Origin of the sequence: Actinoplanes siamensis (genome assembly GCF_016862395.1) — a bacterium.
GTDB classification, from domain to species: domain Bacteria; phylum Actinomycetota; class Actinomycetes; order Mycobacteriales; family Micromonosporaceae; genus Actinoplanes; species Actinoplanes siamensis.
The window spans coordinates 1-15,909 of record NZ_BOMW01000028.1; the positions used below are offsets into that span (position 1 = coordinate 1).

Below are 15,909 nucleotides of genomic sequence, written 5' to 3' on the forward strand. Positions count from 1 at the left end.
GGCTGGGCGGAGTGGCGAAGTACTTCGACGTGCACCCGGAGAATCCGCAGACGCGGACCATTCACCAGATCGTGGACCTGATCCGGGAGGACGGGCTGATCGCCTATCCGACTGACTCGTGCTTCGCGCTCGGTTGCCGGATGGGCAACAAGGACGGACTGGACCGGATCCGCAGCATCCGGCATCTGGACGACAAGCATCATTTCACCCTGATGTGCCACGACTTCGCTCAGCTCGGGCAGTTCGTGCAGATCAATAACGCGCTGTTCCGGGCGGTCAAGGCGAACACGCCGGGGCCGTACACGTTCGTCCTGCCGGCCACCAGAGAGGTACCGCGGCGGCTGCTGCACCCGAAGAAGAAGACAGTGGGGGTACGGATCACCGGGCACACCACCGCTCAGGCGATCCTCGCCGAGCTGGGTGAGCCGCTGGTCTCCAGCACGCTGCTGCTGCCCGGCGAGCTCGAGCCGATGACCCACGGCTGGGAGATCAAGGAGGCCCTGGATCACGCGCTGGACGCGGTGGTCGACTCCGGCGAGTGCGGAACCGAGCCGACGACAGTGGTGGACCTGTCCGGGGGCGTGCCGGAGATCCTCCGGGTCGGGGCCGGCGACCCGTCCCGCTTCGGCGGCTGAAACAGCGTCAGCGGCACCGCGGCGGCCAGCGCCAGCGCGCCCGCGTCGTTCGGGTGCAGGTGGTCGCCGCTGTCGTAGCCGTGCCAGAGCCGCTCCGGGGACGCCGGATCGCGCACCGCGGCGGCGAAGTCGATCACCGCGTCGAACTCCCCGCCCTCCCGGATCCACTGGTTGAGACGGTTGCGGGCGGCCCGGTGCGCCGGCTCGTCGTAGACGCTGCCGGCGAACGGCAGCACCGTGCCGCCGAACACGCTCACCCCGGCCGCCCGCGCCCGGGCGATCAGCCGGCGATGACCGGCGATCAGCGCCGTCGCGCCCACCCCGTGACCGAGGTCGTTGACGCCGATCAGCGTGATCACGTGGGTGGCGCCGGGCTGGGCGAGCACGTCGCCGGCGAAGCGGCGCACCGCGGCGGGGCCGATGGCGCCAGCGGCGTCCGGCACGTCGGCGGCGGGGAGCAGGCGGTTCCCGCCGATCCCGGCGTTCAGCACGCCGACCGGGAGCCCGGCCGCGCCGATCCGGGCGGCCAGCAGGTCCGGCCACCGGCGGTTGGCGCCGACAGTGGAGCCGGCCCCACAGGTGATCGAGTCGCCGAAGGCCACGACCGCGGAGCTCGGCCCGGGCGTGTCCACGCTGACCCCGCCCAGCAGCAGGTAGCCCGCGGTGACCACGCCGCCCCCCGGGTCCGGCACCGCCGCGACGTCACCGGTCAGGATGTGGTTGCGCTGGTAGGAGTGCTTGTTCAGGGTCTCGATCCGGTCGCTCTCCGGCAGGTGGAAGCTGATCACCAGGTTGTCGCCGGCCGCCACCGGCAGGTCCGAGACCGGGTCGCCGAGCAGGGTGCCGCCGGCCGGGAGCACGGCCCCGGAGCGGCCGCCGAAGGTGACCGGGCGGATCGTGGCCGGCCACATCGCGGCGCTGTCCGGGCCGCCGGCGCGCAGACCGGCCCACACCCGGCCGAGGCGGACCGGGGCCGTGCCGTACACATTGGTGAATCTGATCGCCGGCGCGGTCCCGCCCAGGCTGAGGTGGACCACCTGCCGGACCGTGCGGTCGGCGGCGAGCGGCGGACTGTCCGGGGCCGCCGCCTCCGGCGCGGTGGCCCAGCTGCCGGTCCGGGTGGACGGCGAGGCGGCCACGCCAGGGACGGCGGCCAGTGCGGCGGCGCCCGCCCCGCCGAGGATCAGGGCGCGCCGGGTGACGGCGGGCAACAGATGGTTTCGCAAGATAGGCGGAACCTAGCGAACGGATCCGGGGGTGTGAACGCATGTCACACCCCCGGACCCGGGGATCACCCGGTCGTGCAGCTCAGGTTCTGCACGGTGGCCGGCGCGGTGCCGGAGGCGAGGAACCCGAAGGTGACGTGGTTGCCCGCGGTCACCGTGCCGTTCCAGGCCTCGTTGCTGGCGTTGACCTGCGAGCCGCTGGAGGTGGCCTTGGCGCTCCAGGCGCTGGCCAGACTCTGGCCGCTCGGCCAGGTCCAGGAGACGCGCCAGTTGTTGATCGCCGTGGTGCCGGCGTGCACCATCACCTCACCCTGGAACCCGCCGGTCCAGGTGGAGGTGATGGTGTACATCGCGGTACAGCCGCCACCGGTGTTCCCGCCGGGGTTCGACGTGGACGGCGACGGGGACGGGCTGGACGGCGGGGGCGAGCTCGGCTGACTGCCGATCCCGGTGACCTCGCCGTTGCCTCCGTCGAAGACCACGTCGGAGCAGCCGTAGAAGGTCTCCTGGCTGTCCGAGCGGGACCAGACGGAGTAGATCAGGTGCTTGCCGGTCTTGCCGGACGGCAGCTTCCCGGTCCAGTAGTAGTGCCCGTCGTCGGTGCCCGGCCCGCCGTTCGCGGGCGGGTTGGTCACCTGGTCGAACGGCGTCGGCTCCAGATCGCTCCAGGCGAGCGGCTTGGTCGGGTTGTAACCGTCCTTGGTGATGTACAGGTAGAACGTGCCGGGGTGCTTGGCCCAGTCGTTGTAGCGGAACTGGATGTTCGCGCCGGCCGTCAGGTGCGTGGTGGGCCAGTCGTTACGGGCCAGGTTGAAACCCGTGAAGTTGTACGGGCCCCCGGTGCCGCCGCTGCACAGCTGGCCGTCCGGCAGGAAGCCGTTCACCCGGCCGGCGCCGTCCGAGCGGAGCACGGCGAACCAGTTGTACAGCGAGGTGGTGCCGCTCTGGGCGACTGCCGCGGCGCAGGCCGGGTTCTTCGGCTCGATCGCGCCGGTGCTGGCGTTGCGGCCGTCCTGGTAGCAGAGCCAGGTCCGGCTGCCCGGCACCTGGATGGCGCCGTGTGCCTGGGCCGCGCCCGGCAGGGCGAGGATCCCGGCGGCGGTGGCGAGGGCCAGCGCCGCGACGATGCGCAGAATTCTCATGTGCTTCACCCGTTCGGGAAGAGCCGGGCGTAGTCGGCGTAGCCGGTGGCGACGTCGACCTGGGCCCAGAACCGGTGGTAGTTGAAGGTGGGTGCGGCCCCTCCGTTCAGGTACGCCTGGACCTTCGGGAAGTCCGGGTCGTTCTTGTAGAAGGAGCGGATGTCCAGGAACGACACCCCGGGCTTGATCACGTCGCCGTTCGGCATCTTCCCGGTCCAGCCCTGCGGGATGTAGATGCCCTGACCGGTGGAGGCGTTGTAGGTGTCGTCCATCCGGTTGTAGTCGGCGCGGGTCTCGGTGACCGAGACGCCCTTCCCGTCCTTGTGCGTCCAGATCGCGTCGAGCAGGTTCTTCGCCGCGGTCTTCGCCGCCGTGTTGCCGGACTTGGCGGCGTAGAAGGTCAGCAGCTTGGCGAACGAGCCCGCCACGCCCAGGTCGGTGCCCTTGCTCTTGACCGTGACGTGCAGGTTGGTGTTGGCGGCCGGGCTGGACGCGTTCCAGGTGGCCGGCGCGCCCGACCAGGTCAGGTCGGACGGGATCTCGAAGCTGCTGGCGGTGATGGTGGAGTTCGCCAGCGCCCAGGTCACCCACTTGTCGAGCACCGACTTGGCCTTGGTGTCACCTGTCGTGTAGTAGTACTCGGCCAGGCGCTCCAGCGACCAGGTCTGCATGCCGAACCACTGGTTGGACGGCGGGTCGGCGTAGACCGGCGCCTCGGCGTAGGCCAGCCCGTAGAAGGTGGGCGTGCCGGCCGGCGGCGCCGAGTAGTTGCCGTTCCAGCTGTTGGTCGCGCCCCCGGCGATGGCGCCCTCGCTGGACTGCAGCCACTGGTAGAACTCGAGCTGCCGGCTGAGGCTGGCCTGCCAGTCGGCCTTGCCGGTCGGCGACTTCGGGTTCAGCACGCTGACGTTGCCCAGCGCGTACGCGGCCATCGGGTTCTGGTAGCCGAAGTGGCTGGTGCTGGAGCCGATCCGCCACGCCCAGCCGGCGCTGGTGTCGTACGCGCCGCCCCAGGCGTAGTACCAGGACATCAGGTTGTTGGAGCTGTTCTTGCCGGTGCCCGCCGGGCACGAGGTCGACGTGCAGCCCGGCTGCTTGAAGTACTTGTCGTAGAACGAGTACCGCAGGTAGTCGCCCATCTTGGCGGCGTTCGCCACGGTGCCGGAGATCTGCGACTGCTTGCCCTGGGCGGTGGCCCACTGGTTGGCCCAGTAGGCGACCTGGACGGCGCGGGCGTCGGCGTCCGGCGCGTTGGTGTACTTCCACTGCTTGGCGTACGACGTGTCCTTGGTGAACAGGTCCAGGAAGCCGTTCGGGCCGCCGAACTTGAACGTGTCGCAGGACGGCTGCGGGACGGTCTCGAAGGTCGACTCCTGCTGGCCGCGCTGGAAGGTGTTGATGTAGGTGACCCGGCTGGTCCCGTCACCGCAGTGGCCGAAGCCGTAGACGTTGTCCACGTCCATCAGCCAGTGCATGCCGTAGATGTCGTCGGTGTTGTAGGTGCTCTTCAGCTCCGCCGCCAGCGGGTCCGACCCGACCGACACGGACGAGTCGAGCTGGGACGGGTACTGCGAGGGCAACGGGTACTCGGCCGCGTACGTGGCCGGCTTGGACGCGTTGTAGTTCGCGTTCGTCGGCTGGTCCGCGTGCGACGGGATGATGTACTTCTCCATCGCCGCCCAGGCGCTGTTGAACGGCGCCCAGTCCCCGGTCACCTGGCCGTGCTCGGCCTCCAGCCACAGCCAGTAGCTGAACGCCTCGCTGGTGGTCTCGTGCCCCTGGTCGGGCGCCTCGTCGATGAGCGTCTCGACCGAGTGGTAGGGCACGCCCTCCGGGCTGAAGTAGCCGTTCGACGGGTTCTTGATGTCGTTGTACATCTGGGTGAACCGCGCGTCCACCGCGCCCGCCTTGACCACTGTCACCGCGACGTTCGCGGCGGTGTAGCCGCTGGCGGTGGCCGCGATGGTGGCGGTGTCCCCGGCCGTCGCCGAGGCGGCCGCCGCGATCGTCACGGCCTGCCCGGTGCTCCAGTTCGACGGGGTGAACGTGAGCGTGGCCGGGGTGGCGGTGACCGCGGTGCTGCCGGCGCTGCGGGCGACCGCCACGGTGACGTTCTCGGCCGGCGCCTTGCTCAGCGCGATCTTGAACGATCCGCTGGCGCCCGGCTCCAGGGTCGCCGACGTGACGTCGGCGACGATCGCCGGGGTGGTCGAGGCGTCCACGTAGACCGGCACGTCCGCGGTGCTGCTCTTGGTGCCGGCGTTGTCGTACGCGATCGCCTGCAGGTGGTAGGCCGCGGTCTGCGCGGGAACCCCGGTCCAGGTGTACGCGTACGGCGCGGACGTGTCACTGCCGAGCAGCAGCCCGTCGTGGTAGAACTCGACCTTCGCGATGCTCTGCCCGCTCGCCGGGGTGGCGGTGGCCGCGATCGGGATGGACGCCGGCGCGGTGTACCGGGCGTTCGCCGCGGGGCTGCTGATCGCCACGGTCGGCGCCGCGGCCGAGCCGTTGCAGGGCTGCCCGTTGAGCGTGAACGCGGTCGGCACCGGGTTGCTGGAGCCGAACGTGCCGTTGAACCCGGTGCTGGTGGAGGCGCCGGTACCGAGCGTGCCGTTCCACGACGCGTTGGTCACGGTGACGTGCCGGCCGCTCTGCGCGTAGGTGCCGCTCCAGCCCTGACCGACCTTCTGGGCCGCGTCCGGGAAGTCGTACTCGAGCTTCCAGGACGTCAGCGGGTCGCCGGAGTTGGTGATCGCGATGTCGCCGGTGAAGCCGCCGGACCACTGGCTCTGCACCTTGTAGACGACGGCGCAGCCAGCCGCGGCATAGGCGGGTGGTCCGCCGGCCACGAAGACCGCGCCGGCGCCGAGAACGGCGGCGCCGAAGACGGCCAGTCTGCGTCGCAGACCTTTGACGGGGGGTCTCACGGGGTGTCCTCCTAGGGGACGCGGGAGCAGGAGACGAGAGACGGGACGGGATTGGTGGTGCCGGTGGTGCCGCCGAGGAATCCGAACGTGGTGGAGGCCCCGGACGCGAGGGCGCCGTTGTACGACGCGTTGGTGACGGTCACCGCGGTGCCGGACTGGGTGGCGGTCCCACCCCAGGCCTGGCTCACGGTCTGGCCGCCGGTGAAGGTCCACTTGACGGTCCAGCCGGTGGTGGCGGTGGCGCCGTTGTTGGTGACCGTGACCTCTCCCTGGAAGCCGCCGGACCAGGAGCCGGTGACCTTGTACGCCGCGGAGCACCCGCCGGACGTGGAGGGGGAGGCCGAGGGCGAAGCGGAGGGCGGGACCGACGCCGACGGGGACACCGGGGACGACGGCCGCACCGAGGAGGACGGGGTCACCGAGCTGGACGGGACCGGGCCGGTCCGGTCGGCGTAGAGGATGCCGCGGCCGTTGGTGCCCAGGTAGACCCGGCCCCAGATGCGCGGGTCGCCGGCCAGGGCGTCGCCGGCGTTGCCGTACCGGTGCTTGTCGTCGTTGATCCGGAGCCAGGTGGCGCCGGTGTCGTCGGAGCGGTACACCCCGTTCACGCCGTCCACCGTGCCGACCAGGAAGACGCCGGGTGCGTGGCGCCCGGGGCGGCCTTGCCGAAGGCGACGGTGATCCCCTCGGTGACCTTGGCGGAGACCGAGGCGAACGTCTTCCCGGAGTCGGTGGAGCGCAGCAGGCCGGTGCCGCCGGCCACCCACACCTCGCCGGCGATGCCCGGGACCGCCTTGAGGTGCAGGCGCCCGGTCGCCGGCAGGGTCACCGACTGGGCGGTGAACGTCGCGCCGCCGTCCGTGCTGGTGTAGAACCTGCCGGCGGCGTACGCGTAGAAGGTCCTGGGGTTGACCCGGTCGGATTCGACTGTCGCCCCGGCCGGCACTCCGCTGGAGGCGGTCCAGCTGCTCCCGCGGGTGGTCGAGTAGTGCACGCCCGTGCCGGCCGGCGACCAGACCACCGCGTTGGCGTCGGCACCCACCGCGACGGTGCCGCCACCGGTCACGCCGGACGGCTGCTGCCCCTGGTACCAACTCTTGCCGCCGTCGTTGGAGATGCCGATGTGCGGCGCGGCGTCGGCGTTGCCCACCCGGACGAAGAACCCCGGGCTCAGCTCGGCGAAGTCCAGGCTGGTGTTGCTTCCCAGGCTCGGCGTGTCGTGGAACTGGGCAGGCACGGTGTCCAGGTCGGCGTGGTAGAAGCCACCGATGTCACCGAGCGCGCTGACCAGCGGGGCCCCGCTGGGCGGGCTGGCCAGGTCGAGGACCGCGGTCTCCTCGATGCCCTTGGCCACCGGCTTGATCGTGATGGTGCCGCCGGAGTCCCATCGGGTCAGGTCGGTGGTGCCGTAGAGCGTGGCGCCGGTGCCGTAGAGCAGCCGGTTGGAGTCGAACGGGTCGATCGCCAGGGACTCGTTCATCCAGCCCAGCTTCGGGCTCTCCTCGGGCGCCTGGGCGGTGCTGTTGAAGTCCAGCCACGGGTTGGCGGAGATGTCCAGGGTGTAACGCTTGGTGCGGCTGGGGTAGCTGCTCCAGTCCCAGGCCCGGGTCCAGGTGGCGCCGTAGTCGGTGCTGCGGAAGAAGATCGCGTCCGGCCACCAGGAGATCTGGGTGGCCACCATCAGCGTGCCCGGGTGCTGTTCATCCACGGTCAGGCCGGAGTAGCCGTAGTAGCGGTCGGCGACCGGCGTGGGTGAGATGTCGGTCCACGTGCCGGTGCTGATCCGGTACTTCCACACCTCGCCGGCGGTGCCGTCGTACGGCCCGCCGGTGTCGCTCGTGGCGATGAACAGGTAGTCGCCCTGCACGACGCCCTTGTGCGCGAGGTAGCCGGTCGGCTGGCCGGCGATCCGCGACCAGGTGGCGCCGCTGTCGGCGGACGTGTAGACCGGGTTGTCCTGGTCCGCCACGCCCACGAAGATCCGCCCGGCGGCGCCGAACGTGACCCAGGTCAGGCCCTGGTTCTGAGCGAGGTAGCCGTTGGCGTCGGCGGGGTCCTGGACGTAGTTGCCGGCGTTCGGGAAGTTGGCCACCCTCGCCCAGGTCACGCCGTAGTCGGTGCTGCGCCAGAGCCCGTTGCCGCCCTCGGCCGCGAAGTAGACGTTCCGGTTGTGGTCCGGGTCCACGGCGAGCCGCTCCCCCATGCCGCGGCCGGGCATGTTGCCGCCCACCTTGAACGGCAGATTCGTCTGCTGCCAGGTGCCGCCCTTGTCGGACGAGCGCAGGATGGCGCCGTTGTTCGGGTCCCAGCTGTTGGTGTACATGCCGACCGCGGCGTAGACCCGGTTGGTGTCCACCGGGTCGGGGGCGATGCTGAGCACCCCGTTGTGGCCCCAGTCGTCCTGGCCGACCCAGTCGAGCAGCGGGGACCAGCTCTGACCCGCCTGGTTCCAGCGGTAGGCGCCGCCGATGTCGGTACGGGCGTAGATCAGGTTCTTCTCGCCCGGGTTGAAGACGACGCCCGGGATGAATCCGCCACCGTCGATCCGGACGTTCTTCCAGGCGTACGGGCCGCTGGTCGCGGCCGAGGCGGACATCGGCTGCGTGACGACGGCGACCGCGGCGGCGGCGACCGCCAGGGCGGCGACTATGACGCCGCCGGGGGACCTTCTCATGGGGCCAGACCTTCCATTGACGCGCATGAACCTGGGAGCGCTCCCAAAGCGTCTGTCCCCGTCATCGTCATGTCAAGAGCCGGAAACACTCCACACCTGTCGCCGTGTAACTACGGAGAGCGACAATTTCCCGAGCGACCGGGCTCGATCCGCGGACCCGCGGGCAAAACCCCACGTCAATCCGGGTAGGCACCGGTCCGGCGCTGTGAGCTGGGACAAGTTTCCAAAGGGGCGGCTGTGTATCATTCGGCGGAATGCGCGGGCCATTGCCTACCGGTCGGGTCCGCGGCCAATCGGCGGCTAAGTGACCGGTACACGGCGTGACGACGGCCCGGCGTAGCGGTGGAGGAGATTGCATGAAGGTTTGCGTTGTGGGCACCGGCTACGTCGGCCTGACCACCGGCGTCAGCCTCGCCTTCCTGGGGCACGAGGTGACGTGTGTGGATCTCGACCAGGCGAAGGTCGACTTGCTGCGCGCCGGGAAGTGCCCGATCTACGAGCCCGGGATGGAGGAGCTCCTCGCCGAGGCGGCGCCGAACCTGCGCTTCACCACCAGCTACGACGACGGTGTGCCCGGGGCCGACGTGGTCTTCGTGGCGGTGCAGACCCCCTCGGCCGCCGACGGCAGCCCCGACCTGCGGTACCTGCGCTCGGCAGCGGAGAGCGTGGCCCGGTCGCTGGACCACGACTTCACCGTCGTGGTGAACAAGTCGACAGTGCCGATCGGCAGCGGCAACTGGGTCGACGCCATCCTGCGCGAGTCGTTCGCGCAGCGCGAGCAGCGCCCGGCCGGCGTCGAGTTCGCTGTCGCGTCCAACCCGGAGTTCCTGCGCGAGGGCAACGCCATCGCGGACACCCTCTACCCGGACCGGATCGTCATCGGCTCGGACAACCCGCGCAGCCTCGAGGTGCTGAACCGGCTCTACCGGCCGATCATCAACCAGACCTTCACCCCGCCGTCCTTCCTGCCCCGGCCGCAGGACGCCACAGCGGTCCCGCTGGTCTCGACCGACCTGGCCTCGGCCGAGCTGATCAAGTACGCGGCCAACGCGTTCCTGGCCCTCAAGATCAGCTACGCGAACGAGATCGGCCAGCTCGCCTCGAAGGTCGGCGCCGACATTACCGAGGTGGCCCGCGGCATGGGCCTGGACCAGCGGATCGGCTCGCGCTTCCTGCAGCCCGGCGTCGGCTGGGGCGGCTCCTGCTTCGGCAAGGACACCAAGGCGCTGATCGCCACGGCCGCGGAGTACAACTACGAGATGCCGATCGTGAAGGCGGCCCGCGACGTCAACCAGCGGCAGCGCGCGATCGCCGTGGAGCGGCTGCAGGACGAGCTGCGGATCCTCAAGGGCCGCAAGATCGGCCTGCTCGGCCTGGCGTTCAAGCCGAACACCGACGACCTGCGGGACGCGCCGGCGCTGGACATCGCGAACCTGCTGCTGTCCCGGGGCGCCCGGGTGCGGCTGCACGACCCGGTCGCGGGTGAGCGGTTCCGCCGGGAGCAGCCGGAGCTCGCGCCCTTGCTGACCGAGTCGCTGGACGGCGTCTTCGAGGACTGCGACGCGGTCGTACTGGTCACCGAGTGGGCGCAGTACCTGGAGCTGGACTGGAGCAAGTTCGTCGGGCTGATGCGCAACCCGCTGGTGCTCGACGGCCGGCACGCGCTGGACCCGGAGCGGATGCGCCGGCTCGGGTACAAGTACCTCGCAGTGGCGGGCTGACCGCCGTACCGCAACCCCCGAACCGCCGTGGCTAGATCGCCACGGCGGTTCCTTTTTGCGCCGTAGGGCCGAATCCGCCCGGGCTTCCCGGTTGCCGGCTCAAGCCGGTTCCCACGAAGACCAACAAAACCGGCTCACCGTCCGTACCATGACCGATAACTGCGGAAAAATCAGTCTTAATAATCCCGGAAGGACCAGGCACTTCCGTCAATCTTCTTAACCGGTTAAGGTGCGCTGCCGCCGCAGCTATATCGTTACCGACTCGATCACGCGGAAATCATTGCGCAACGTGCCGGTTACCTCTTGACTGTTGGTCAAGAAGCGCTTCGGACGGCGGCGTCGTTGACGCCGGAGGCGCTCAAGACATAGGGAGCGGTATGTTCGGTCACAGTGGGAGTTCGCGATCCCGAGTCGCGCTCGCCGGTGCCCTCGGCGTCGGGCTGGTCTTCGGCCTCGCCGCGTGCGGCGGCGACAAGGACGGCGACTCGAGCGGTTCCACCGATTCGGCGGCGTCGAGCATCGACTGCGCGCAGTTCAGCCAGTTCGGCGAGCTCAAGGGCAAGACGGTCTCGGTCTACACCGGCATCGTCACGCCGGAGGACGCCCCGCACAAGAAGTCGTACGAGCCCTTCGAGAAGTGCACCGGCGTCACGGTGAAGTACGAGGGCGACAAGTCCTTCGAGACGCAGATCCTGGTGCGTGCGAGGGCCGGCAACCCGCCGGACCTGGCGTTCGTGCCGCAGCCGGGTCTGCTGCAGCAGCTCGTCGCCACCGGCAAGGCCGTCGCGGCCCCCAAGGAGGTCGCCGACAACACCGACAAGTGGTTCGGCAAGGACTGGAAGGCGTACGGCACGGTCGACGGCAAGTTCTACGCCGCGCCGCTGGGCGCCAACGTCAAGTCCCTGGTGTGGTACTCCCCCGCGGAGTTCAAGGACAAGGGTTACACCGTCCCGACCACGCTGGACGAGCTGAAGGCCCTCAGCGACAAGATCGCCGCGACCGGCTCGAAGCCGTGGTGCGCCGGCATCGGCTCCGGTGACGCCACCGGCTGGCCGGTCACCGACTGGGTCGAGGACTTCATGCTGCGCCTCAACGGCGTCGACGCCTACGACAAGTGGGTCAAGCACGAGGCTCCGTTCAACAGCCCCGAGGACATCGCGGCCTGGGACGCGGTCGGCTCTTACCTGAAGAACGACAAGTACGTCAACGGCGGTCTCGGCGACGTCAAGAGCATCGCGTCCACCACGTTCCAGGACGCCGGCCTGCAGATCCTCGAGGGCACCTGCTCGCTGCACCGCCAGGCCTCGTTCTACGCGGCGAACTTCCCCGAGGGCACCGACATCTCGGAGAACGGCCAGATCTACGCGTTCTACCTGCCGGGCAAGGACGCCACGACCAAGCCGGTCCTGGGTGGTGGCGAGTTCGTGCTGGCCTTCGCCGACCGCCCCGAGGTCAAGGCGTTCCAGTACTTCCTGTCCACCGACACCTGGGCCAACCTGAAGGCCAAGTCGTCGAGCGGCTGGGTGAGCGCCAACAAGGGCCTCAAGATCGAGAACCTGACCAACCCGATCGACGCGCTCTCCGCGAAGATCCTGCAGGACCCCAACGCGCAGTTCCGGTTCGACGGCTCGGACCAGATGCCCGCCGCGGTCGGCTCCAACGCGTTCTGGCGGCAGGCCACGGCCTGGATCACCGGCCAGGACACGCAGACCACGGTGAACAACATCGAAGCCGCGTGGCCCAAGAAGTGATCTGAGTTCCACTCCGAGGCCGGCCGGGATGCTCCCAGCATCCTGGCCGGCCATCGCCCTCTTTCCCCTCGGAAACACCGAAGGAGGTCCGGGTCGCGTGTTTTCCACTGCGAGCACCACCCCAGAAAAGCTTCTGCAGATGCTCTCGGCGCTGCTGCTGTTCGCAGCCGTGCTGGGCGTCGTCCTGTTCTTCGCGAGCCGGGTTCGCGGCAAGCGCTCCGACAACCTGGTCGGTTACCTCTACCTGCTGCCGGTCGTGCTGCTGCTGGCCGTCGGTCTCGTCTACCCCGGCCTGCGCACCATCTACGAGTCGTTCTTCGACGCCCAGGGCAACGCGTTCATCGGCGTCGACAACTACAAGACCATCCTCACCGACGGCGACCAGCTCACCGTGCTGGGCAACACGATCGTCTGGGTGCTCATCGTCCCGGTCGTGGCCACCGCCGTCGGCCTGATCTACGCGATCCTGGTGGACAAGTCGCGGTTCGAGTCGTTCGCCAAGGCGCTGATCTTCCTGCCGATGGCGATCTCGATGGTCGCGGCCGGCGTCATCTGGAAGTTCATGTACGAGTACCGCGTCGACCAGCCGAACGTGAAGCAGATCGGCCTGATCAACCAGATCCTCGTCTGGTTCGGCGGCAAGCCGGTCCAGCTGCTGATCACCGACACCGGCAAGCTGAACACCCTGCTGCTGATCGTGGTGTTCATCTGGATCCAGGCCGGCTTCGCCATGACGATCCTGTCGGCGGCGATCAAGGCGATCCCGGACGAGATCGTGGAGGCCGCCCGCCTCGACGGCGTCAGTCCGTGGAGCATGTTCGTCAAGATCACGCTGCCCAGCGTGCGGACGACCATCGTGGTGGTGCTGACCACGCTCGCCATCGGCACGCTCAAGGTGTTCGACGTGGTCCGCACGATGACCGGCGGCAACTTCAAGACCAGCGTCATCGCGAACGAGTTCTACAGCCAGCTGATCCGGGCCGACAACCAGGGTCTCGCCGCGGCTCTCGCGGTCGTGCTGTTCATCCTGGTGATTCCGATCATCGTGTACAACATCCGCCAAGTCCGTCAGGAGGCATGATGACGGTCACCCCGCTGACGACCACGCCGGAGGTCACTCCGGTGCAGCTGAGCGCCGCCGCGGTGGCGAAGAAGCGGCTCAGCTCGCCGTGGGCGTCCCTGGCCGCGATCGTGATCGCCGTGCTGTGGACGCTGCCGACGTTCGGTCTGCTGCTCTCGTCGTTCCGCCCGGAGCTGGACATCAAGCGGACCGGCTGGTGGACGTTCTTCACCGACCCGCAGGTCACGCTGGACAACTACCGCGCGGTCTTCGACAGCGACAGTGTCAACCTCGGCACCTACTTCGTCAACTCGCTGATGATCTGCATCCCCTCGGTGCTGATCCCGCTCTCGCTGGCCGCCCTGGCGGCCTACGCGTTCGCCTGGATCAACTTCCGTGGCAAGAACATCCTGTTCGTGGCGGTCTTCGCCCTTCAGATCGTCCCGCTGCAGGTCACCCTGATCCCGCTGCTGACCATCTTCGCGAAGGTCGGGATCGCGGGCACGTTCTGGCCGCTGTGGCTGGCACACTCCACGTTCGCCCTGCCGCTGGCGATCTACCTGCTGCACAACTTCATCAAGGAGATCCCGGCCGGTCTGATCGAGGCCGCCCGGGTCGACGGCGCGGGCCACGTGTCGATCTTCTTCCGGGTGATGCTGCCACTGCTCACCCCGGCCCTGGCGGCCTTCGGCATCTTCCAGTTCCTCTGGGTCTGGAACGACCTGCTGGTCGCCCTGGTCTTCGCCGGCGGCGGCGACACCGTCGCCCCGATCACCCTCCAGCTGGCCAACCTGACCGGTACCCGGGGCACGGCCTGGCACCTGCTGGCGTCCGGCACGTTCGTCTCGATCATCGTGCCGGTGACGGTGTTCCTGCTGCTCCAGCGCTACTTCGTCCGCGGCCTGCTCGCCGGCAGCGTCAAGGGCTGAGACCCGCGCACCATCCCGGGGCCGCGCCGATTCCGGCGCGGCCCCGGTCTGCTTTCCCGCCCTTGGCGGTACGCCGCTGAGCCGTCCACGGCAGCCCCGCCCGGCCCGGGCGCGGAGTGCGGCGCAGGTCCCGTGCCGGCCCTACAGCGAGTCCACCAGCCGGCCGTCGCGCAGGGCCAGGACCCGGTCGGCGCGGTCCATCAGGTTCGGGTCGTGCGTGGCGACCAGAGCGGTCATGCCGCGCGCGTCGACCACCGCGCGGAGCAGGTCCATGATGGCCCGCCCGGTGTCCGAGTCCAGCTGCCCGGTCGGCTCGTCGGCGATCAGCAGCTCGGGATCGTTGGCCAGCGCCCGGGCCAGGGCGACGCGCTGCTGCTGGCCGCCGGAGAGCTCGCCGGGACGCTGGTTCGCCTGGCCGCCCAGGCCGACCATCTCCAGCAGCACCAACACCCGCTCGTCCCGCTCGCGCGGGTCGCGCCCGGCCAGCCGCATCGGGATGCTGACGTTCTCGGCCGCGGACAGGATCGGGATCAGGCCGAACGACTGGAAGACGAACCCGATCGTGTCCCGCCGCAGCACGAGCAGGTCGGACTCGGCCGCGCCGGTGACGGAGCGGCCGGCGACGGTGATGCTGCCGGCGGTCGGCCGGTCCAGGCCGCCGATCAGGTTCAGCAGGGTGGTCTTGCCGGCGCCGGACCGGCCGCGCACGGCGACCAGCTCACCCTTCCCCGCGGTGAACGACACCTCGGACAGCGCGCGCACGACCCGCTCGCCGGCCCCGTAGTCCCGGGAGAGCGCGGACACCTCGACGACGCTCATGCCGCCACCTCGGCCGCACCGGACGACCCACTCGCCAACTCGCTCATGCGGACTCCCCGGGACGGACTTCGACGTGGTCGGATTCGAGGTCGAGACGGACCCGGTCGCGCAGCTCCAGCGCCTCCACGAAGGCCGCCGGGAGCTGGAGCCGGCCGGCCCGGTCGAGCAGGGCGTACTCCTCGGAGACGTGCTGCTCGGTGCCGTCGGCGGCGAGGCGGGCGGAGCGTCGTACCTCGGAGGCGGTCTTGCCGTCACGGATCGCTACCGCGCGGCGGACCTGGCCCGCCACCGCCTTGTCGTGGGTGACCACCACGACGGTGACGCCGAGCTCGGCGTTGACGGTCCGCAGCGCGCCGAAGACCTCGTCGGCGGTCGCCTCGTCCAGCTCGCCTGTCGGCTCGTCGGCGAAGAGCACCTCGGGGTCGTTGGCCAGCGCGACCGCGACGGCGGCGCGCTGCTGCTCGCCGCCGGACATCTCGGCCGGGCGGCGGCCGGCTCGATGCGCGATGCCGACCATCTCCAGCAGCTCGTCGGCCTTCCCGCGGCGGCGGGCGCCGGCCAGCCGCATCGGCAGCTCGACGTTCTCCCGCGCGGTCAGGTACGGCAGCAGGTTCCGCGCGGTCTGCTGCCAGACGAACCCGACGATCCGCCGCCGGTACTCCAGCCGCTTCTTGGCGGTCATGCCGAGCAGGTCGAAACCGGCCACCTTGGCGATCCCGGCGGTGGGCTCGTCCAGACCGGAGAGGATGTTGAGCATCGTCGACTTGCCGGAGCCGGAGGCGCCCACGACGGCGAGCAGTTCGCCGCGGTCGACCACCAGGTCCAGGCCCTGCAGCGCCATCACCTCGACACCTTCGGTGCGGAAGATCCGGACGAGGCCGTCGCAGACGATGTGCCCGCTCAGGCGGTCCTGTCCCCCGGCCCGGGCGGCGGCCCGCTCGGCCGCCCGCCGTTCCAGGTCCGCGAGATCCGCGCTCATGCCGGTTCCTCCGCCCGCCGCCGCGCAACGAACGGACGACTCACGA

At 69.8% G+C, this 15,909-nt stretch carries 11 protein-coding genes and 1 pseudogene; 5 read left to right on the top strand and 7 right to left on the bottom strand.

Annotation, left to right across the window (positions count from 1 at the left end; translation table 11 throughout):
* The first annotated feature begins 11 nt into the window (after positions 1-11).
* A complete protein-coding gene (locus Asi03nite_RS15385; RefSeq protein ID WP_203680584.1) occupies positions 12-635 on the top strand; it encodes an L-threonylcarbamoyladenylate synthase in 624 nt (207 codons plus the stop codon).
* A 29-nt stretch (positions 636-664) separates the two neighbouring features.
* Here Asi03nite_RS15385 and Asi03nite_RS37875 read toward each other — a convergent pair.
* The 5 genes and pseudogenes from Asi03nite_RS37875 to Asi03nite_RS15400 form a co-directional block, all read right to left on the bottom strand.
* Positions 665-1,546 (bottom strand): annotated as a pseudogene (locus Asi03nite_RS37875) (GDSL-type esterase/lipase family protein); the annotation flags it as partial.
* 380 nt (positions 1,547-1,926) lie between these two features.
* Positions 1,927-3,003: a lytic polysaccharide monooxygenase auxiliary activity family 9 protein gene (locus Asi03nite_RS15390; RefSeq protein WP_203680388.1), complete on the bottom strand. Its 1,077-nt coding sequence runs from the start codon at positions 3,001-3,003 to the stop codon at positions 1,927-1,929.
* Between the two features lie 5 nt (positions 3,004-3,008).
* A complete protein-coding gene (locus Asi03nite_RS15395; protein ID WP_239102706.1) occupies positions 3,009-5,930 on the bottom strand; it encodes a glycoside hydrolase family 48 protein in 2,922 nt (973 codons plus the stop codon).
* A gap of 11 nt (positions 5,931-5,941) precedes the next feature.
* Complete coding sequence (locus tag Asi03nite_RS38515; protein WP_275409397.1) at positions 5,942-6,538, bottom strand: cellulose binding domain-containing protein; 597 nt, start codon at positions 6,536-6,538, stop codon at positions 5,942-5,944.
* Entirely contained in the window at positions 6,535-8,604 is a 2,070-nt protein-coding gene (locus tag Asi03nite_RS15400) for a WD40/YVTN/BNR-like repeat-containing protein (RefSeq protein WP_275409398.1), read from the bottom strand. The genes Asi03nite_RS38515 and Asi03nite_RS15400 overlap by 4 nt, the downstream gene beginning before the upstream one ends.
* Positions 8,605-8,960: 356 nt before the next feature.
* Here Asi03nite_RS15400 and Asi03nite_RS15405 point away from each other — a divergent pair, with 356 nt between their 5' ends.
* From Asi03nite_RS15405 to Asi03nite_RS15420, 4 genes are all read left to right on the top strand, one after another.
* On the top strand, positions 8,961-10,325 hold the full coding sequence (locus Asi03nite_RS15405) for a UDP-glucose dehydrogenase family protein (protein WP_203680390.1): 1,365 nt from the start codon (positions 8,961-8,963) through the stop codon (positions 10,323-10,325).
* Positions 10,326-10,702: 377 nt separating this feature from the next.
* Positions 10,703-12,076 carry an ABC transporter substrate-binding protein gene (locus Asi03nite_RS15410; RefSeq protein ID WP_203680391.1) on the top strand — a complete coding sequence of 458 codons (1,374 nt, stop codon included), beginning with the start codon at positions 10,703-10,705 and terminating at the stop codon, positions 12,074-12,076.
* 97 nt (positions 12,077-12,173) lie between these two features.
* Positions 12,174-13,157, top strand: coding sequence for a carbohydrate ABC transporter permease (locus tag Asi03nite_RS15415; protein WP_373872117.1), 984 nt, complete (start codon positions 12,174-12,176; stop codon positions 13,155-13,157).
* Entirely contained in the window at positions 13,157-14,065 is a 909-nt protein-coding gene (locus tag Asi03nite_RS15420) for a carbohydrate ABC transporter permease (protein WP_203680393.1), read from the top strand. The genes Asi03nite_RS15415 and Asi03nite_RS15420 overlap by 1 nt, the downstream gene beginning before the upstream one ends.
* Positions 14,066-14,206: 141 nt before the next feature.
* Here the strand turns inward: Asi03nite_RS15420 and Asi03nite_RS15425 are convergent, their stop codons facing one another.
* A complete protein-coding gene (locus Asi03nite_RS15425; protein WP_203680394.1) occupies positions 14,207-14,884 on the bottom strand; it encodes an ABC transporter ATP-binding protein in 678 nt (225 codons plus the stop codon).
* Positions 14,885-14,927: 43 nt separating this feature from the next.
* Positions 14,928-15,863 (bottom strand): ABC transporter ATP-binding protein, encoded by a 936-nt coding sequence (locus tag Asi03nite_RS15430; RefSeq protein ID WP_203680395.1) that lies wholly within the window; start codon positions 15,861-15,863, stop codon positions 14,928-14,930.
* Between the last annotated feature and the right edge of the window lie 46 nt (positions 15,864-15,909).

Coding starts and splice junctions, on each gene's coding strand:
- Asi03nite_RS15390 (WP_203680388.1), bottom strand. CDS start 3,003: ATGAGAATTCTGCGCATCGTCGCGGCGCTGGCCCTCGCCACCGCCGCC.
- Asi03nite_RS15400 (WP_275409398.1), bottom strand. CDS start 8,604: ATGAGAAGGTCCCCCGGCGGCGTCATAGTCGCCGCCCTGGCGGTCGCC.
- Asi03nite_RS15405 (WP_203680390.1), top strand. CDS start 8,961: ATGAAGGTTTGCGTTGTGGGCACCGGCTACGTCGGCCTGACCACCGGC.
- Asi03nite_RS15410 (WP_203680391.1), top strand. CDS start 10,703: ATGTTCGGTCACAGTGGGAGTTCGCGATCCCGAGTCGCGCTCGCCGGT.
- Asi03nite_RS15420 (WP_203680393.1), top strand. CDS start 13,157: ATGACGGTCACCCCGCTGACGACCACGCCGGAGGTCACTCCGGTGCAG.
- Asi03nite_RS15425 (WP_203680394.1), bottom strand. CDS start 14,884: ATGAGCGTCGTCGAGGTGTCCGCGCTCTCCCGGGACTACGGGGCCGGC.
- Asi03nite_RS15430 (WP_203680395.1), bottom strand. CDS start 15,863: ATGAGCGCGGATCTCGCGGACCTGGAACGGCGGGCGGCCGAGCGGGCC.